General features: G+C 74.2%; 13 protein-coding genes and 1 pseudogene. 9 read left to right on the top strand and 5 right to left on the bottom strand.

Annotated elements, in window-relative coordinates; genetic code table 11:
• From AWQ68_RS43505 to AWQ68_RS11125, 8 genes and pseudogenes are all read left to right on the top strand, one after another.
• Window positions 1–885: pseudogene (locus AWQ68_RS43505) on the top strand (hypothetical protein); the annotation flags it as partial.
• Between the two features lie 131 nt (window positions 886–1,016).
• Window positions 1,017–2,612 (top strand): acyl-CoA carboxylase subunit beta, encoded by a 1,596-nt coding sequence (locus tag AWQ68_RS11095; protein ID WP_066938762.1) that lies wholly within the window; start codon window positions 1,017–1,019, stop codon window positions 2,610–2,612.
• A gap of 7 nt (window positions 2,613–2,619) precedes the next feature.
• A complete protein-coding gene (locus AWQ68_RS11100; protein WP_066938765.1) occupies window positions 2,620–4,653 on the top strand; it encodes an acetyl/propionyl/methylcrotonyl-CoA carboxylase subunit alpha in 2,034 nt (677 codons plus the stop codon).
• Window positions 4,619–5,437 carry an enoyl-CoA hydratase-related protein gene (locus AWQ68_RS11105; protein ID WP_245655856.1) on the top strand — a complete coding sequence of 273 codons (819 nt, stop codon included), beginning with the start codon at window positions 4,619–4,621 and terminating at the stop codon, window positions 5,435–5,437. Before AWQ68_RS11100 ends, AWQ68_RS11105 begins: the two co-directional genes overlap by 35 nt.
• Window positions 5,434–7,302 (top strand): acyclic terpene utilization AtuA family protein, encoded by a 1,869-nt coding sequence (locus tag AWQ68_RS11110; protein WP_066938769.1) that lies wholly within the window; start codon window positions 5,434–5,436, stop codon window positions 7,300–7,302. The genes AWQ68_RS11105 and AWQ68_RS11110 overlap by 4 nt, the downstream gene beginning before the upstream one ends.
• A 68-nt stretch (window positions 7,303–7,370) precedes the next feature.
• A complete protein-coding gene (locus AWQ68_RS11115) occupies window positions 7,371–7,577 on the top strand; it encodes a hypothetical protein (RefSeq protein WP_066938771.1) in 207 nt (68 codons plus the stop codon).
• Window positions 7,578–7,740: 163 nt separating this feature from the next.
• The gene (locus AWQ68_RS11120) at window positions 7,741–8,592 is read left to right on the top strand and encodes a helix-turn-helix domain-containing protein (RefSeq protein ID WP_066938774.1); all 852 of its coding nucleotides are present in this window, start codon (window positions 7,741–7,743) and stop codon (window positions 8,590–8,592) included.
• Between the two features lie 70 nt (window positions 8,593–8,662).
• Window positions 8,663–8,920, top strand: coding sequence for a hypothetical protein (locus tag AWQ68_RS11125; protein ID WP_066938776.1), 258 nt, complete (start codon window positions 8,663–8,665; stop codon window positions 8,918–8,920).
• Between the two features lie 48 nt (window positions 8,921–8,968).
• Here AWQ68_RS11125 and AWQ68_RS11130 read toward each other — a convergent pair whose 3' ends face one another.
• The 5 genes from AWQ68_RS11130 to AWQ68_RS11150 form a co-directional block, all read right to left on the bottom strand.
• On the bottom strand, window positions 8,969–11,179 hold the full coding sequence (locus AWQ68_RS11130; protein WP_245655857.1) for a mannosyltransferase YkcB-related protein: 2,211 nt from the start codon (window positions 11,177–11,179) through the stop codon (window positions 8,969–8,971).
• Window positions 11,176–12,387, bottom strand: coding sequence for a bifunctional glycosyltransferase family 2/GtrA family protein (locus tag AWQ68_RS11135; protein WP_066939441.1), 1,212 nt, complete (start codon window positions 12,385–12,387; stop codon window positions 11,176–11,178). The genes AWQ68_RS11130 and AWQ68_RS11135 overlap by 4 nt, the downstream gene beginning before the upstream one ends.
• A gap of 110 nt (window positions 12,388–12,497) precedes the next feature.
• Window positions 12,498–13,949, bottom strand: coding sequence for a sensor histidine kinase (locus AWQ68_RS11140; protein WP_066938778.1), 1,452 nt, complete (start codon window positions 13,947–13,949; stop codon window positions 12,498–12,500).
• Window positions 13,946–14,683, bottom strand: a complete 738-nt coding sequence (locus AWQ68_RS11145; protein ID WP_066938780.1) for a response regulator transcription factor — start codon at window positions 14,681–14,683, stop codon at window positions 13,946–13,948. Before AWQ68_RS11145 ends, AWQ68_RS11140 begins: the two co-directional genes overlap by 4 nt.
• Window positions 14,664–16,208, bottom strand: coding sequence for a phytoene desaturase family protein (locus AWQ68_RS11150; RefSeq protein ID WP_066938783.1), 1,545 nt, complete (start codon window positions 16,206–16,208; stop codon window positions 14,664–14,666). The genes AWQ68_RS11145 and AWQ68_RS11150 overlap by 20 nt, the downstream gene beginning before the upstream one ends.
• 238 nt (window positions 16,209–16,446) lie before the next feature.
• On the opposite strand from AWQ68_RS11150, the gene AWQ68_RS11155 reads away from it, so the two are divergent.
• Window positions 16,447–17,361 carry a pseudouridine-5'-phosphate glycosidase gene (locus AWQ68_RS11155; RefSeq protein ID WP_066938786.1) on the top strand — a complete coding sequence of 305 codons (915 nt, stop codon included), beginning with the start codon at window positions 16,447–16,449 and terminating at the stop codon, window positions 17,359–17,361.

Consider the following 17,361-nt stretch of genomic DNA (forward strand, 5'->3'; position numbering starts at 1 on the left):
CAGCCGGGGCCGCGGCCGGGGCCGCGGCCCGCTCCCGCCGCGCCGGGCGCCGGGCGGAAGGCGGGGCGGCGGCTGCCGATCCTCGCGGGCGCCGGGGGCGTGGTCCTGGTGGCGGCGATCGTCGCGGCCACCGTGGTGACCACGCGGAGCACGGCGAACGTGTCCAACGAGCAGCCGAGGGCCGCCGTAATGGAGACGGGCGAGGCCGTGAACGCCCCCGCCGAGGTCGCGACGGGCGATCCCGCGGACGCCCTCCTCCCCTCCCCGGACACGCCCCGGACGGCGGACCCCACGCCCTCGCCGCCCCGGCGCCCGCGCTCCAACCCCGTGCAGAGCCGTACCGCGCCGCCCGTGCCCGCCCGGAACGAACCGACGCACGCCCCGGCGCCGACCCACTCCGCGACGCCGAAGCCCGCGTCGTCGCCGCGGCCGTCGGACTCCTCCGTCCTGATCCCGCCGACCTCGGACCCGGATCCGGCGCCCACCAAGGCCGCTCCCACCAAGAGCGCCACCCCCAAGAGCACGCCGACGAAGACGGCCGCGCCGCTGCCTCCGAAGCCGAACCCGTACACGGCGGCGGGCGTGTGCGGGTCGGGTTTCAAGGTCGTCGACTCCCACGGGTGGGGCGGCAACGCGACGACGTACCTGCTCTACAACGCGTCCACGGGCAAGAACTGCGTGATCACGATGTCGAAGTACGTGGTGCCCGGCAAGATCAGAATGGGCGCGGTGCTGAAGGTCAAGAACGGCGCCTCCTCCAGCGACTGGAACTCGTACACCACGTATGCGGGCCCGCTCCGGCTCGCCGCCAAGGGCACCTGCGTCATCTGGGGAGGAGGGTACGGCTCCACCACCTGGAACAGCGCCTGGTCCCACTGCGGCTGATCCGGCCGCGCACAGCGCCGGCACGGCGGCAGGAGCACGGCGCCGGCACACGCAGGCCCGGCCGCGCGTTGACGCGCACGCCGCTCTCCAAGCAGGATCTTGCTCATGGCTGAACACGGTTCGGTGGCGCGATGGCGATCCTGACCAGTCGCTTGGACGCCTCCGCCCCCGAGTACGGCGCGCGCCGCGCGGCCATGCTCGCCCGGCTGGGCGAGCTGGCGGCCGAGCACGCGAAGGCGGTCGCGGGCGGAGGCCCGAAATACGTGGAGCGGCACCGGGCGCGCGGCAAGCTGCTCGCCCGCGAGCGGATTGAGCTGCTGCTCGACCCCGACTCCCCGTTCCTCGAACTCTCGCCGCTGGCCGCCTGGGGCACCGACTATCCGGTGGGCGCGAGCGTGGTCACCGGCATCGGGGTCATCGAGGGCGTCGAGTGTGTGATCAACGCCAACGACCCCACGGTGCGCGGCGGCGCGTCCAACCCGTGGACGCTGCGCAAGTCGCTGCGCGCGGCCGAGATCGCCCTGCGCAACCGGCTCCCCCTGGTGAACCTGGTCGAGTCGGGCGGCGCCGACCTCCCCGCGCAGAAGGAGATCTTCATCCCCGGCGGGCAGGTGTTCCGCGACCTGACCCGGCTGTCGGCCGCGGGCGTCCCGACGATCGCGTTGGTCTTCGGCAACTCGACGGCCGGCGGCGCGTACGTGCCGGGCATGAGCGACTACGTCGTCATGGTGAAGGACCGGGCGAAGGTGTTCCTCGGCGGCCCTCCCCTGGTCAAGGTGGCGACCGGTGAGGAGGCCGACGACGAGTCGCTCGGCGGCGCGGACATGCACGCCCGGACCTCCGGGCTGGCCGACCACCTCGCGGCCGACGAGCACGACGCGCTACGGATCGGCCGCCGGATCGTCGCGCGACTCAACCGGCGCGGGCCGGGTTCCGCGCCGGCCGCCGCGCCGCCGCCCCGCTACGACGAGGACGAGCTGCTGGGGATCGTCCCGGAGGACCTGAAGATCCCGTTCGACCCGCTCGAGGTCATCGCGCGGATCGTGGACGGCAGCGACTTCGACGAGTTCAAGCCGCTGTACGGCCCGAGCCTGGTCACCGGCTGGGCCGCCCTGCACGGCCACCCGATCGGGATCCTCGCCAACGCCCGGGGCGTGCTGTTCGGCGCGGAGTCACGCAAGGCCGCGCAGTTCATCCAGCTCGCCGACCAGTCGCGCACGCCGCTGCTCTTCCTCCAGAACACGACCGGATACATGGTGGGCCGCGAGTACGAGCAGGACGGCATCATCAAGCACGGCGCGATGATGATCAACGCGGTGTCCAACTCGACGGTCCCGCACATCACGATCGTCATGGGCGCCTCCTACGGCGCGGGCAACTACGGCATGTGCGGCCGGGCGTACGACCCCCGTTTCCTGTTCTCGTGGCCGAGCGCGCGGTCGGCGGTGATGGGGCCCGCGCAGCTCGCGGGCGTGCTGTCCATCGTCGGGCGGGCCGCCGCCGAGGCGAAGGGCCAGGTCTACGACGAGGAGGCGGACGCCGCCATGCGCCAGGCGGTCGAGGCCCAGGTCGAGGCCGAGTCGCTGCCGTTCTTCCTTTCCGGCCGGCTGTACGACGACGGCGTGATCGACCCCCGGGACACGCGCACCGTCCTCGGCCTGTGCCTGTCCGCGATCGGCAACGCCCCGGCCGCCGCGCCCGCGGGCTACGGCGTCTTCCGGATGTGAGGGTGCGATGAGGACGATCAACCGGCTGCTGGTCGCCAACCGCGGGGAGATCGCCCGCCGGGTGTTCCGCACCTGCCGCGACCTCGGCGTGGAGACGGTCGCCGTCTTCTCCGACGTCGACGCGGGCGCGCCGCACGTCGCCGAGGCCGACCAGGCGGTACGGCTCGGCGGCCCCCGGTCGTACCTGGACGCGGACGCGATCGTCGGGGCGGCCCGGGCCGCCGGCGCGGACGCCGTCCATCCGGGGTACGGCTTCCTCTCCGAGAACGCCGACTTCGCCCGGGCCGTGCTCGACGCGGGCCTGATCTGGGTCGGCCCGCCGCCGGAGGCCGTCGCCGCGATGGGCGCCAAGGTCGAGGCGAAGGCGTTGATGGCCGCCGCCGGGGTGCCGGTGCTCCCGACGTACGACCTCGACGGCCTCGACAGCCTCGACAGCCTCGACAGCCTCGACAGCCTCGACGACGAGGACGCCCGCCCGCGGTTCCCGCTGCTGGTGAAGGCGTCGGCGGGCGGGGGCGGGCGCGGCATGCGGATCGTGCGCGACGCGGCGGAGCTGCCCGAGGCGGTCGAGTCGGCGCGCCGGGAGGCGCTCGCGGCCTTCGGCGACGGCACGGTCTTCGCCGAGCCGCTGCTGGAGCACGCCCGGCACATCGAGGTGCAGATCCTGGCCGACGCCCACGGCACGGTCTGGGCGCTGGGTGAGCGCGAGTGCTCGGTGCAGCGCCGCCACCAGAAGATCGTCGAGGAGTCACCCTCCCCCGCCGTCACCCCGGAGCTGCGCCGCGAGCTGTGCGACGCGGCGGTGCGGGCCGCGCAGACGATCGGCTACGTCGGCGCGGGCACGGTCGAGTTCCTGGTCAAGGACGACGTCGTCGCCTTCCTGGAGATGAACACCCGGCTCCAGGTCGAGCACCCGGTGACCGAGTACGTCTACGGCGTGGACCTGGTCCGGCTCCAGGTGGAGATCGCGGAGGGCGCCCCGCTGCCCGGACTCCCGCCGAGCCCGGTCGGCCACGCGATCGAGGCCCGTCTCTGCGCGGAGGACCCGGCGAACGGCTGGCGGCCGCAGGCGGGGGTCCTGCACCGCTTCGAGGTGCCCGGCGTGGACGCCGAGTTCCGCGCCGCCGGGACGCTGCGCCTCGACTCGGGCGTGGCCGACGGCACGACGGTCAGCCCGCACTACGACCCGATGCTGGCGAAGGTGATCGCGTACGCGCCCACCCGCGCGGGCGCGGCGCGGCGGCTGGCCACCGCGCTCGCCCGGGCCCGGCTCCACGGGCCGGTGACCAACCGCGACCTGCTCGTCAACGTCCTGCGCCACCCCGAGTTCCTGGCGGGCGAGACCGACACCGGCTTCCTCGACCGGCACGCCGCGGCCGTCTCGGCGCCGCGCGCCGGCGCGGACGCCGTACGGATCTCCGCGCTGGCGGCCGCGCTCGCGGGCGCGGCGGCCAACCGGGCGGCTGCCCGGGTGCTCGGCGAGCTGCCCGGCGGCTGGCGCAACGTCGTCTCCCAGCCCCAGCGGACCGCGTTCGCCGTCCCCGGGGAGTCCGGGGAGCGCGTCGAGATCGCCTATCTGATCACCCGGGACGGCCTGTCGTCCGAGGGGTTCGACGGCGTGGAGCTCGTCTCGGCGACGCCCGGCGAGGTCGTGCTGTCGGTCTCCGGGGTCCGCCGCGCGTTCGCCGTCCACACCTGTCCGGGCATGACGTACGTCGACTCCGTACTCGGGGCGGTGCGGCTGGCGCCGCTGGAGCGGCTGCCCGAGCCGGCGCGGCTGGTGGAGCCGGGGTCGTTGCTCGCGCCCATGCCGGGTACGGTCCTTCGCGTCGCCGTCGAACCCGGGGACCGGGTCGCCGCGGGCCAGCCGGTGGTCGTCCTTGAGGCGATGAAGATGGAACACCAGATCGTCTCGCCCGGGGCGGGCGTCGTGACGGCGCTCGACGCCGTCGCCGGCCGCCAGGTCGAGGCGGGAGCCGTACTCGCCGTGATCGAGGAGCAAGCCGATGACAACGCCGATGACAACGCTGGTACGCAGTGAGACCGCCGGGGGCGTGCGCACGCTGACCCTCGACTCCCCGTCCAACCGGAACGCCCTGTCGGTCCGGCTGCTCGGCGAGCTGCGGGAGGCCCTGGACGGCGCGCTGGCCGACCCCGATGTGCGGGTGATCGTGCTGACCGGCGCCGGGCCGGTGTTCTGCTCCGGCGCGGACCTGAAGGAGCAGCGCGCGCAGCGGGAGGGCGAGCCGGGGGCCGCGCCGGTGACCGGGGCGTTCCCCGAGATCCTCTCCCTCATCTGGGACAGCCCCAAGCCGGTGATCTGCCGCCTGAACGGCACCGCGCGCGCGGGCGGACTCGGCCTGGTGGCGGCGTGCGACTTCGCCTTCGCCCCGCTGCCGGCGACGTTCGCGTTCAGCGAGGTGCGGCTCGGCGTCGCGCCCGCGATGATCGCGGTCACCTGCCTGCGCCGGATGGAGCCGCGCGCGGCGGCCGAGTACTTCCTCACCGGCGAGACCTTCTCGGCCGCGAGGGCCGCCGAGATCGGCCTGCTCACCCGGGCGGTGCCCGAGGACGAGCTGGACGCGACCGTCGCGCGCTACGCCGACATGCTGCTGCGCGGCGGGCCGGAGGCACTGGCGATCACCAAGCGGCTGGTCCGCGAGGTGCCCGCGATGCCGGTGGACGAGGGGCTGCGCCGGATGGCCGAGCTGTCCGCCGAGCGGTTCACCTCGGAGGAGGGGCAGGAGGGCATCCGCGCCTTCATGGAGAAGCGGCCCGCGGCCTGGATCCCGCCCGCGCCCGCCTCCGGGGACGCGCCGCGATGACCGGCCGGGGGGACGGCGCGGGCTCCGGGCCGCTCCGCGTCGCCAACTGCAGCGGGTTCTACGGTGACCGGCTGTCGGCGGCGCGCGAGATGGTCGAGGGCGGCCCGATCGACGTGCTGACCGGCGACTGGCTGGCCGAGCTGACCATGCTGATCCTCGCCGGGAACCGGCTGAAGGGCCGTCCCGGCTACGCCCGCACGTTCCTCACCCAGATGGAGCAGGTGCTCGGCGCCTGCCTCGATCGCGGCATCAAGATCGTCACGAACGCGGGCGGGCTGGACCCGGCCGGGTGCGCGGAGGCGGTGGCCGAGCTCGCCGACCGGCTGGGCCTGTCGGTCACCGTCGGCCACACGCCCGCCGTCGACCCGATCGAGGGCCGGGTCCGCGTCGCCCGCCGCCGGGCGCGGATCGCCCACGTGACGGGGGACGACCTCCTGCCCCGGCTGTCGCCGGACTCCCTCGAGCCGATCCCGGCCGGCGCGCTCGTCAACACCGACACCGGGGAGCCGCTCACCGGCCGTCCGGTCACCGCCAACGCCTACCTCGGAGGGCGGCCGATCGCCGTCGCGCTGGAGCAGGGCGCCGACGTGGTCGTCACCGGCCGGGTCACCGACGCCGCCCTGGTCACCGGCCCCGGCATGTGGTGGTACGGCTGGCGCCCCGGCGACCTGGACGCGCTCGCCGGGTCGGTGGTGGCCGGGCACGTCATCGAGTGCGGCTGCCAGGCGACCGGAGGCAACTACGCCTTCTTCGAGGAGGTGCCGGACCTGGCGCGGTGCGGCTTCCCGATCGCCGAGCTGCACGCGGACGGGTCCAGCGTGATCACGAAGCATCCGGGCACCGGCGGCCTCGTCTCCGTCGGCACGGTCACCGCCCAGCTCCTGTACGAGATCGCCTCCCCGCGCTATCTCGGCCCGGACGTGACGGCCCGCTTCGACACGATCCGGCTGGAACAGGAGGGCCCGGACCGGGTCCGGATCAGCGGCGTGCGCGGCGAGCCGCCGCCGGACACGCTCAAGGTCGGGATCAACCTGGTCGGCGGCCACCGCAACACCATGACGCTCGTCCTCACCGGGCTCGACATCGAGGCCAAGGCGCGGGTCGCGGAGGAGGCGGTCTTCGCGCGGACGCCCCGGGAGTCGTTCGAGCGGGTCCACGTCGAGCTGACCCCGCTGTCGGGCGGCGACGCGGCGACGGCGCTGCTGCGGATCACCGTGATGGACCCCGACAAGGAGAAGGCCGGACGGCGGTTCTCCTCCGCCGTGGTGGAGACCGGGCTGGCGAGCTATCCCGGGTTCCACGCGCTCACTCCGCCGGGCGACGCCGCGCCGTACGGCGTCTTCTGGCCCGCGCTGGTGGACGCGGGCGAGGTGCCCGCGGTGGTGACGGTCGAGAGCAGGCGGATCACCGTGCCGCCGCTCGCGCCCGCGGACGTCCACGGCGACCGCCACGAGAGCCTGCTGGAGGCCCCGTCCTTCCCCATCCCGGCCCCGGCCGCTCCCGACGTCTCCGTACGGCTCGCCCCGCTCGGGCGGGTGGCCGGGGCGCGCTCGGGCGACAAGGGAGGCAACGCGAACCTGGGCGTCTGGGCCACGACCCCGGAGGGGTACGCCTGGCTGGCGGCGGAGCTGACCGCCGACCGGCTGAAGGAGCTGCTGCCGGAGACGCGCGACCTCACCGTCGAGCGCTTCGAGCTGCCCAACCTGCTGGCGCTCAACTTCGTCGTCCACGGACTGCTCGGCCGCGGCGTGGCGGCCAACCCGATGCTGGACGCGCAGGCCAAGGCGCTCGGCGAGCGGCTGCGCGCGGTCACCGTGCCGATCCCGGAGCGCCTTTTGACGGACGACCGGAAATTGCCGGAGTGACCCCCCGAAAAGCCCAAGAACCTTTACAATTGCGCGCAATTGGTGCCCTTTTCGGGGAAGGACCGCCCATGCGTCTGCGCTTTCTCGGCTCGACATCCGAGGCGGGGGCGTGCCCCTCGCTCTACGAGACCGACCGGGGCACGATCGTCGTGCAGGGGATGGAGCTCGTCGACGCCGACGCGCGGGCGGACCTGCGCCACGTGCTCGACGGTGAGACGGCCGTCGAGGTGCCCAGGGAGCTGCTGGTGGAGATCGCCAGGCGCGTGCTCGGCTGATCACGATTAGGCACACCCCTATGGCCGGATCGGCCCGGCGGGTCTACCTTTGAGCGCACCACAGGCGGAGGTAGCACGTGACCGACCGAACCACCCGTACGGCGACCGACCATCCGCGCGCCGAAGGGGGGAGCCCGGCGGCACCGCGCGGGAGGAGCCTCGGGTGAGCGGCTTCCAGCAGGCCCGCGTGGACCTGGGGGCCGAGCTGCGGCGGTTGCGGGAGGAGGCGCACCTGTCGGGCAAGGAGCTGGCCGAGCGCCTCGGCTGGCAGGCGTCCAAGGTCTCCCGGATCGAGAACGCCCGGCAGACCGCCACCGAGGACGACGTGGTCACCTGGGGGCAGGCGGTGGGCGCCGTCCCGGACACCGTGGACGACCTGATCGAACGGGCCCGCGGCCTCGTCGAACGGCACGACTCCTGGCGGCAGCGGCACCGGAGCGGCCTGGCCGCCCTCCAGGAGGACCTGCGCGACCTGGAATCGCGGACCCGGACCTTCCGGGCGTTCGAACCCGGCATCGTGATCGGCCTGCTGCAGACCGCCGAGTACGCCAGGAACATCTTCACCCGGGTGCGCCGCCTCTACGAGGCGACCGACGACATCGACGCGGCGATCCGGGTCCGGATGCAGCGCCAGGAGATCCTCTACGACCCCGCCCGCTCGTTCCGGTTCGTCCTGCCGGAGGCGGTGCTGCGCTACCGGTTCGCGCCGCTCGACGTGATGCGCGGCCAGATGGACCGGCTGCTCGCCGTCACCACCCTGCCGAACGTCGAGTTCGGCGTCATCGCGACCGGGGCGCTGCTCCCCACGACCCTGGTGAACCCGTTCTGGATCTACAACGACTCCCTGGTCGGGGTCGCCACCAAGACCAAGGAGATCCTGCTCCGCGACCCCGAGGACATCGCCTTCTACGCCCGCGAGTTCGAGGATCTCTGCGCGGTCGCCGCGTTCGGGGAGGACGCCCGCCGGCTGATCGTCCGGGTGATCGACGACTACGCGAGGAGAGCCCCGGATTAATCATCGCAATTGCTTGTATCCGCGTCGTGCCGCGTGCAATCCTTTCCCCCTGAACGGGAGGTGAAGCGCGTTGGTCGACACGGTTTCGCGCATCCACGAGTTCGCGTCGGCGGCCCGCGCCCACATCGACCTCTCGGTCCGGGTGATCGGCGACATGCCTCCCCGGGTCCAGGTGCGCAACCGCTTCAGCGAGACCCTCCGCGAGACCGTCACCTGCTCCGAGGACGGCGCCTTCCTCACCTCGTGGGGCTACCGCCTCGGCACCGTCGAGTGCGTCGAGTCCGCCGCCGCCCGGCTCGCCTACCTGCTGGCCGCCCTCCCCGCCTGACGACGGCCCGTCCGCTCCCCTCGCAGCCCCTCCTCGGCGCGCGGCGCCTCAGTTCAGGCGGTACAGCGACGCCTCCCCGTCGGCGCCCCCGTACTCGGAGGCGGCCACCGGAGTGCCGTTGGCCTTGACCCACGCGGTGACGTCCGAGGACCCGGCGCGCGGCCCCTCCCCGCCCAGCAGGACGTACTTCAGCCGGCCGTCGGCGGCGTACTCCTTGAGTTTCGCGACCGTCATCGCCGGGTCGCCTCCGGTGAAACCGCCCATCGCGATGACCGGCCGGCCGGTGGAGAGGATGAGCGACGAGGCGCTCTGCGCGGAGGCCACGGCGACGAGCCAGGTCGCGCCGCCCTGGTTCCGCTCCAGATAGGCGGTCATCGCCTCGTCGACCCGCCCGCCGGGACCGCCGCCGAACCCCGGCCCGCCAGGGGCATCACCGAGGTCCGGGCCGCCGGGGGCATCACCGAGGTCCGGGCCGCCGGGGGCGCCGCCGAAGTCCGGGCCGCCGGGGATGTCCGACGCGCTGGGGCCGCCGTGCCGGCCCTCGAGACGATCATCGGTCCCCTGTTCCGGGCCACCCGGGAAACCGCCTCTGAAGCCGCCTCCGGGCCCTCCTCCGGGGCCTCCGGGGAAGCCCGCCCCGCGACCGGTGACGGGACCCGCCGTCGGGTTGGTGCCGTTCACCCGCGACCCCAGCGGCGTCACCGCGTACGCCGCCGGACCGGCGAGCGCGGCGAGCAACCCGGCGGTCAGCCCGGCCGCCGCGACGCGGCGCGCGCCGAAGACCGCCGCCGCGATCCCGAGGACCGCCGCGACCGTCGTCCCCACGACCGCCCAGGGCAGCCACGGGACGAACTCCGGCGTACGGCGCAGCACCGCGAAGGACCACGCGCCGGTCACGGCGACGGCCGCCGCGAGCACGCACCCCCAGACCCGGGAGGCGCGCCGCGCCCGCCACATCAGGACCCCGCCGAGGCCGGTCAGCGCGGCGATCGCGGGCGCCATGGCGGTCGAGTAGTACGGGTGGAAGGTCCCCTCCGAGAAGCTGAACACGGCGTAGTGGACGAGCAGCCACCCGCCCCACAGCAGCAGCGCGGCCCGGGGTAGGTAGCGCCGGCCCGGCCGCAACATGGTGACCGTTCCCATGCCCGGCGCCGGGACTCCCGGGGAGAGCCGGCGGGTGGTCAGGACGAGCCCCGCCACCAGCGCGATCGCCGCGAACGGGATCAGCCACGAGATCTGCCCGGCCAGGATGTCGTTGAAGAGCCGCCCCGCCCCCGCCTCGCCGCCGAACGAGCCGCCCTGACGGAAACCGCCCTGCCCGAAACCACCCTGTCCGAAGCCGCCGCGCCCGCCGCCTCCGAAGATCCGGCCCAGGCCGTTGTAGCCGATGACGAGGTCCCACACCGTGTTGTCGGTGCTGCCCCCGATGTACGGCCGGCTCCCCTCGGGCCACAGGTCGACGACGACCATCCACCAGGCGCCGGCGACCGCCAGCGCGACCCCGGCCGCGAGCAGCCGGCCCGTCCGCCGGAGGAGCGACCCCGGCGCCGCGTACAGGTACGTGAGCGCGAACGCGGGCACGACGAGGTACGCCTGGAGCATCTTGGCGTTGAACGCGAGGCCGACCAGGACCGCCGCGACCACGAGGGTGCGCGTGCGGCCGTCGCGGACCGCCTCCAGGCAGAACCAGGCCGCCGCCACCAGGAGCAGCACCAGCACGGTGTCCGGGTTGTTGTCGCGGTCGATCGCGACGGTGATCGGCGTCAGCGTCATCACCAGGGCCGCGACGAGCGCGGCCGCGTGTCCGGCGGCGCCCGCCAGGGAGCGCCGGACCGCGGAGTGGAGCACCGCGACCGACGCGACGCCCGCGGCGGCCTGCGGCAGCAGCATGCTCCACGTGCCGAAGCCGAAGATCCGCGCGGACAGGCCCATCACCCACAGCGCGAGCGGCGGCTTGTCGACGGTGATGAACGAGCCCGCGTCCAGCGCGCCGAAGAAGAACGCGGTCCAGCTCCGGGTGCCGGAGTAGACGGCCGCCGCGTAGTACTCGTTGGCGTACCCGTTCGCGCCGAGCGCCCAGGTGTGCAGGACGGCCGCGAGGACGAGTACGGCCCACAGCGCGGGGCGGGCCCAGCGCGGGTCCTCGGGACGGCCGAGCAGCAGCCGGCGCATCCTGCCGTACGCGGGCGGCGGGACGGCTCGCCTCCGGGCGGGCGCGCCCGGCGCGGTGACGGCCGGGGTGATGTGGGACGCGCTCACCGGCCCTCCCTCCGCGGGTTGAACACCCACACCCGCATGAGGAGGAAGCGGGCCAGGGTGGCGGCGCCGTTCGCGACGATCACCCCGGCCAGCTCGGCCCCGCGCGAGGCGCCCGCGGGCAGCAGGGCGAGGATGCCGGTGGTGAGGGCGAGGCCGATCAGGAAGGCGGCCAGTCCCTCGATCTGGTGCCGCAGCGCACCGGACGTCCCGGTGACCCCGAAGGTGAAGCGCCGGTTGGCGGCGGTGTTGGCGATCGCGGTGACCAGCAGCGCGACCGCGTTCGCGGCGACCGCGGGCATGACGCCGCGCAGCAGCGAGAAGATCGCCAGGTAGGCGGCGGTGCTGATCGCCCCGATGATCGCGAACCTGGGGAGCTGCCGGGCCATCCCGGCGGGCAGCGCGGCCTGCCGTACGCGGGCGGGGACGGGCAGGCGCACGGCGCCGGAGAGCGTCCTGCGCGCGACCCGCCACATGCCCCTGAGGTCGTCGGCCGCGGTCCTGACGATGTCCACCCGGCTGTCGGGGTCGTCCACCCAGTCCACCGGCACCTCGTGGATGCGCAGCCCGTGCCGCTCGGCGAGGAGCAGCAGCTCGGTGTCGAAGAACCACTCCTGGTCCTCCACGACCGGCAGCAGCGCCTGCACGATCTCGGTGCGGCCCGCCTTGAACCCGCACTGCGCGTCGGAGAACCCCGCCCCCAGCAGCGAGCGGAGCAGCAGGTTGTAGGAGCGGGAGATGAACTCGCGCTTGGGCCCGCGCACCACGTTGGAGCCGGTGGCGAGGCGGGTGCCGATGGCGAGGTCGCTGTGCCCGGTCATCAGCGGGGCCACCAGCGGCAGGAACGCGTCCAGGTCGGTGGACAGGTCCACATCCATGTAGCTGACGACGTCGGCCTCGCTCTCGCCCCACGCCCGCCGCAGCGCGCGGCCGCGTCCCTTCTCGTCCAGGTGAAGCGCCCGCACGCCCGGCAGCTCGCGGGCCAGCTCGGCCGCGATCGCCCAGGTGCCGTCCGTGCTGGCGTTGTCCGCGATCGTGATGCGGAAGCCGTACGGGAAGTCCCGGCTCAGGTAGGCGTGCAGCCTGCGGACGCTCTCGGCCAGCACGCGCTGCTCGTTGTGTACGGGAACCACGACCTCGACGAGGCGGGTCCTTCCCGGGGCGCCGTCGGAGGACGGCGCCGGAGTCGGCGGAACGGTCGCGATGCTCATGTCGTCCAACGTCGGCAGAGGGGATTGAACCTTTGTGAGCTGCCGATTAAGGCTGTCTGAGAAAAGCCGGGGATCCCGCGATCACGGACCTCCCCGTCCCTTTACCGGCGTCAGCCGGGCTCGCCGGGGGTCCCCGGGAGGGTGATCGTGGCCACCGTCCCGCCGCCCGGCGCGTTCGCCACGCGCACCTCGCCCCCGGCGTCCCGTACGGCCTGGGCCACGATGGCGAGGCCGAGCCCCGAGCCGGGGAGGCTGCGCGCCGACGGGGACCGCCAGAACCGCTCGAAGACATGCGGGAGTTCGTCGTCCGGGATGCCCGGCCCGTGGTCGCGCACGGTCAGCACGCCGCCGGCCAGCCGCACCTCGACCAGGCCGCCCGGCGGGCTGAACTTCACCGCGTTGTCGAGCACGTTCACCGCGGCCCGCTGCAGGCCCCGTACGTCGCCGTGGACCCGCCACGGCCGCAGGTCCACCCGGAGCTCCAGCCCCGGGCCGCGCCGTCTGGCGCGTTCCACGGCGGCGGCGACCAGGTCGTGGAACTCGACGTCGGCGGAGCGCTCGCCCGTCTCGGCGCTGCGCGACAGTTCGAGCAGGTCGCCGATCAGGCTCGACATCTCCTCGAACTGCTCCTTGACGTTGACCAGCAGGCGGCGCTTGGCCTCCGGCGCCAGCGGCCGGCCGGTGTTCTCGCTGCGCAGCATCAGGTCGATGTTGGTGCGCAGGCTGGTCAGCGGCGTGCGCAGCTCGTGTCCCGCGTCCGAGACCAGGCGCCGCTGGCGCTCCTGCGAGCTGGACAACGCGGCCGTCATCGTGTTGAACGACCGGCCCAGCCGGGCGATCTCGTCGGTGCCCTCGACCGGGATCCGGACCGCCAGGTCCTCCGTACGCGCCACGTGCTCGACCGCGCTCGTCAGCCGCTGGACGGGGCGCAGCGCGGCGCGGGCCAGCCACAGCCCGGCCAGCGCCGCGCCGACCACGCCCGCGACGGTGACCGAGCCCAGGATCAGCGCGAGGATCCGGAGCGTCCCGCTCAGATCCTCGGTGGAGCGGAACACGCTCACCGCAACCGGCTCGCGCAGGACGAGCCGCCGCACCTCCTCCGGGGCCCCGGGGGGCGCCGGCTGCGGCGTGTACGTCCTGGTGAGGACGAGCACCTCGCTGCCGTTCTCGGTCACCGCGTCGCGCAGGACCGGCGCGCCGGCCGAGACCGCGAGCGCCCGCTCCTCGGCGGTCGGGACGACCCGGTCGGAGTCCCCGAAGACGCAGACGGAGCCGTCCGTCCGGATGACCGACCAGCCGCGCCCGGACGGGTCCCACGGGTGCGGCGGCCCCGCGCCCTTCAGCCCGGGGAGGCTCTGACGCGCGGTGCCGTCGCAGTCGGCGAGCGCCAGCGCCACCTGCTCGGCGCGCGGGACGAACTCCAGCAGCGAGTCGCGTACCTGTCCCTGCATCTGGTCGCGGATCAGGAACCAGCACACCGCCGCCGACAGCGCCACGGCGGCGGCCACCGCGGACGCGATGACCAGGGTGAGCCGGGACCTGAGCGAGCGGCGCCGCCTCACGGGGAGGTCCGCAGCACGTATCCGACGCCGCGCACGGTGTGGATCAGCCGGGCCTCGTCGGCGGCCTCGGTCTTCCTCCGCAGGTACATCACGTACACGTCCAGGGAGTTGGACGACGGCTCGAAGTCGAAGCCCCACACCTCGCTGAGGATCTGCTCGCGGGTCAGCACCTGGCGCGGGTGCGCGAGGAACAGTTCGAGCAGCAGGTATTCGGTGCGGGTCAGGTCGAGGGGGCGGCCGCCCCGGGTGACCTCCCGGGCGGCGGTGTCCATGCGCAGGTCGGCGAAGGCGAGCACGGCGCCCGCCTCCGCGCCCGGGGTTCCGGCACTCAGCGCGCCGCGCCGCAGCAGGGCGCGCACCCGGGCGAGCAGCTCGTCCAGCTCGAACGGCTTGACCAGGTAGTCGTCGGCCCCCGCGTCGAGGCCGGACACCCGATCGCCCACGGCGTCACGCGCGGTCAGCATCAGCACCGGGACGTGGTTGCCCCCCGCGCGCAGCCGGCGGCAGGTGGTGAGGCCGTCCAGGCGCGGCATCATCACGTCCAGCAGCACCGCGTCGTACGGCTCGCGCTCCAGCCGGTCGAGGGCGGAGGTCCCGTCCGCGACGGTCTCGACCTTGTATCCCTCGAACTCCAGGCTGCTCCGCAGCGCCTCGCGCAGCGCCGGCTCGTCGTCGACCACCAGCAGCCGCGCCGCCTCGCCCTCTGTCACCGTCTCACGGTATCCGCGCCCCATGAGAGCTCGATGAGAGCAGGACGGCCATCGCGGCGTTGTGACCAGGGATGCCGCTGACGCCTCCGCCGCGCCGGGCGCCCGCGCCGCACAGCAGGATCCGCTCGTGCGCCGTCTCCACACCCCACGGCCCGTCCCCGGCGGACTCGGCGTACGGCCAGGACAGGTCGCGGTGGAAGATGTGCCCGCCGGGGAGCCCGGCCTCGGCCTCCAGGTCGAGCGGTGTCCGCGCCTCGATGCAGGGCTCGCCGGACGGCGCGCGGAGCAGGCAGCCCTCGATCGGCTCGGCGAGCACCGCGTCGACCGACGCGAGGGTGCGGCGCAGGGCCTCCTCGCGGGCGCCGGGCGCGGCGAACAGCCGGGCGGGCATGTGCAGGCCGAACAGCGTCATCGTGTGCGCGCCGGACTCCCGCAGCTCAGGCCCGAGGATGGACGGGTCCGTCAGCGAGTGGCAGTACATCTCGGCGGGCGGCAGGTCGGGAATGCGGCCCGCCGCGGCCTGGGCGCGGGCGGCGGCGAGCTGCTCGGCCCCCTCGTTGACGTGGAAGGTGCCGCTGAACGCCTCCTCCGGGCGTACGGAGGCGTCCCGGAGCCGGGGCAGCCGGGAGACCACCATGTTGACCTTGAGCTGGGAGCCCTCCGGCCGCTCCGGGGTCTCGCCGAGCAGCCGGGCCAGCACGGCGGGCGGCAGCGCGGCCAGGACGTGGCCGGCGGAGACCGTGTGCTCCCCGTCCGCGTCGCGGAAGGCCACCTCGCCGGACGGGTCGATCGCGAGCACCTCGGCGCCGCACCGGATCTCGGCCCCGGCGCTCGTGGCCGCGTCCGCGAGGGCCTGCGTGACGGCTCCCATGCCGCCGACCGGGACGTTCCAGTCGCCGGTCCCGTCCCCGATGACGTGGTACAGGAAGCACCGGTTGGCCAGCAGGTCGCCGGCCGGGTCGGCGAAGGTGCCGATGAGGGCGTCGGTGAGGACCACGCCGCGCACGGTGTCGTCGGCGAAGCGCTCGGCGACCACCTCGCCGATCGGGCGTTCGAACAGGTCGCGCCACGCCTGCGCCCCGACGAGGTCGCGCAGCGCCGCCCGGTCGGGCAACGGTTCGAGGAGGGTGGGCGCGACCCGCCGGGCGACGTCGGCGGTCATCGCGTAGAAGCGGCGCCACGCGTCGTGGTCGCCGGCGCCGCCGGTGACGGCGGCGAACGACGCGGCGGTGCGCGCCTCGTCCTCGCCGTCCACGAGCAGCCCGGTGTCCCCGGCCGGCGTGTACGAGGCGAAGCGGCGGCGGCGCAGCTCGACGCGTACGCCGAGGTCCTCGACGATCTTCCTGGGCAGCAGGCTGACCAGGTAGGAGTACCGCGACAGCCGGGCGTCCACGCCGGGGAAGGCCCGGGCGGAGACCGCGAGCCCGCCGACGTGGTCGAGGCGTTCGAGCACGAGGACCCGGCGTCCCGCCCGGGCGAGATAGGCGGCGGCGACCAGGCCGTTGTGCCCGCCGCCGGCGACGACCGCGTCATAGTGCGAGTGAGCCATCGTTCTCCAGGGGTCGGCCGCCGACCGGAGGCGGCGGGGTTCGGGATCGTGGCCGGCGGGACCCCGGGTCGCCGCGTGGCCGCGCGTGAGGGGCACACTAACCCGGAGGGTCCGCCCGGGCCAGGTGGCCCGTGCCCACTTTCCCGCCGTTTCGTTGGCTGATCATGCGGTGGACGGTCCCGAGCGATACGTATAGGTTTGTCCTTTTGTAACCGTTTAAGATCTACCCAGGAGAGTCATGCTCAAGGTCGTGCCGTCGGAGGAAGTCGCCGAAGCCCTGTCGGCCGGGAGGCCGGTCGTGGCGCTGGAGTCGACGATCATCTCCCACGGGCTGCCGCAGCCGCGCAATCTGGAGGTCGCCCTCGAACTTGAGGAGATCGTGCGCGCGGCGGGAGCGGTGCCGGCGACGATCGCGGTCCTGGACGGCGTGCCCCGCGCCGGGCTGGACCGGGAGGGCCTGGAGCGCATCGCGACCGAGCCGGGCCTGCGCAAGCTCGGCTTCCGCGACCTCTCCCCGGCCGCCGCGCTGAAGGTCAGCGGCGCGACCACGGTGTCCGGCACCTCGTTCCTCGCCGCCCGGGCGGGCATCCGCGTGTTCGCCACCGGCGGGCTCGGCGGCGTCCACCGCGGCTGGACCACCGTGCAGGACGAGTCGGCCGACCTCGACACGCTGGGCCGTACCAGGATCACGGTCGTCTGCGCGGGCGTGAAGTCCATCCTCGACGTGCCCTCCACATTGCAGCGACTGGAGACCCGGCAGGTCACCGTGGTGGGGTACCGGACCGACGAGTTCCCCGGCTTCTACCTGCACACCTCGGGCGAGCCGGTGGACTGGCGGATCGAGACCGCCGCCGAGGCCGCCGAGATCATGCGGGCGCAGGACCTGCTCGGCGGGCCGGAGACGGCGCTGATCGTCGCCAACCCGGTGCCGGTCGCCGACCAGCTCGACCCCGCGCTGCACGACCGGGTACTCGCCGAGGCGCTCCGCGCGGCCGACGAGCGGGGCGTCGCCGGGCAGGCGATCACGCCGTTCCTGCTGGAGTACCTGGTCAACGGCACGGACGGCGCCTCCCTTGAGGCGAACCTGGCCGCGGTGCGCGGAAACGTCCGCCTCGCCGGGGAGATCGCGGCATCCTGGTCGCGGGAGGACTGA

It is taken from the genome of Microtetraspora fusca (assembly GCF_001570365.1).
GTDB lineage: Bacteria > Actinomycetota > Actinomycetes > Streptosporangiales > Streptosporangiaceae > Microtetraspora > Microtetraspora fusca.

Excerpts from the sequence above, each read along its gene's own strand:
- AWQ68_RS11135 (WP_066939441.1), bottom strand. The coding sequence starts at position 12,387 with ATGAGCATCGCGACCGTTCCGCCGACTCCGGCGCCGTCCTCCGACGGC.
- AWQ68_RS11110 (WP_066938769.1), top strand. The coding sequence starts at position 5,434 with ATGACCGGCCGGGGGGACGGCGCGGGCTCCGGGCCGCTCCGCGTCGCC.
- AWQ68_RS11095 (WP_066938762.1), top strand. The coding sequence starts at position 1,017 with ATGGCGATCCTGACCAGTCGCTTGGACGCCTCCGCCCCCGAGTACGGC.
- AWQ68_RS11105 (WP_245655856.1), top strand. The coding sequence starts at position 4,619 with ATGACAACGCCGATGACAACGCTGGTACGCAGTGAGACCGCCGGGGGC.
- AWQ68_RS11155 (WP_066938786.1), top strand. The coding sequence starts at position 16,447 with ATGCTCAAGGTCGTGCCGTCGGAGGAAGTCGCCGAAGCCCTGTCGGCC.
- AWQ68_RS11150 (WP_066938783.1), bottom strand. The coding sequence starts at position 16,208 with ATGGCTCACTCGCACTATGACGCGGTCGTCGCCGGCGGCGGGCACAAC.
- AWQ68_RS11100 (WP_066938765.1), top strand. The coding sequence starts at position 2,620 with ATGAGGACGATCAACCGGCTGCTGGTCGCCAACCGCGGGGAGATCGCC.
- AWQ68_RS11115 (WP_066938771.1), top strand. The coding sequence starts at position 7,371 with ATGCGTCTGCGCTTTCTCGGCTCGACATCCGAGGCGGGGGCGTGCCCC.
- AWQ68_RS11145 (WP_066938780.1), bottom strand. The coding sequence starts at position 14,683 with ATGGGGCGCGGATACCGTGAGACGGTGACAGAGGGCGAGGCGGCGCGG.